General features: G+C 49.3%; 1 protein-coding gene. It reads left to right on the top strand.

What is annotated here, in order from left to right:
- Positions 1–916: adenylosuccinate synthase (locus ACTHUM_RS15175; protein ID WP_440403311.1), on the top strand; the 916-nt coding region annotated here is incomplete at its 5' end.
- Positions 917–1,012: the final 96 nt, after the last annotated feature.

Here is a 1,012-nt window from a genome sequence, read left to right as displayed (position 1 = left end):
TGGTACAACCGGTCGCGGCATCGGCCCGGCTTATGAAGATAAAGTTGCTCGTCGCGCGATTCGCGTGGTGGACTTGTTGCACCCTGAAAAACTGGTTGAAAAACTGGAAGCCGTTTTGGCTTATTACAATGTTCAGTTGCAACACCTGCACCATGCCGAGCCGGTAAAACTTGAAGACGTGATGGCGGTCATTGAAAAAGTTGCACCGCGCATTACGCCGATGATTACCGATGTTTCCCGTGTTTTGAACGAGAAAAACCGCAAAGGCGAAAGCCTGTTGTTTGAAGGCGCGCAAGGTACGTTGCTGGATATCGACTACGGTACTTATCCGTTTGTAACTTCCTCCAACTGCTTGGCTGGTGCCGCTTCTGCCGGTGCAGGCGTAGGTCCGCAAATGCTGGATTACGTTTTGGGTATCGTTAAAGCCTATACCACCCGTGTGGGTTCCGGTCCATTTCCGACTGAATTGTTTGACGAAGTGGGCGCAGGTTTGGCAGAGCGCGGCCATGAGTTCGGTTCTGTAACCGGTCGTGCGCGTCGTTGTGGCTGGTTTGACGCAGCTGCTCTGAAACGCTCTATTCAAGTTAACGGCATTTCTGGCATGTGCATTACCAAGCTGGACGTGATGGATGGTATTAAAAACATCAATATCTGTGTAGGTTATGAATTGCCTGATGGCAGCAAAACCGACATTCTGCCTTGCGGCTCTGATGCGGTGGAAACCTGCAAACCGATTTACGAAACCATGCCGGGTTGGAGCGAGTCGACTTTTGGCGTGAAAGAGTACGACAAGCTGCCTGAAAACGCTAAAGCTTATCTGAAACGTATTGAAGAAGTTTGCGGTGCGCCTGTGGCTATTGTTTCAACCGGTCCTGATCGTGAAGAAACCATCGTTCTGCACCATCCGTTTGCTTAATTGATTAAGTGAATAAAAGGCCGTCTGAATGTTTCAGACGGCCTTTTATATAAATGCAATAAACATTCAGCCCTGAAGGATGTCTGTCTTTAGGGC

Source organism: Neisseria sp. P0021.S006, from assembly GCF_051956895.1.
This window is presented reverse-complemented; position numbering and strand designations above follow the sequence as displayed.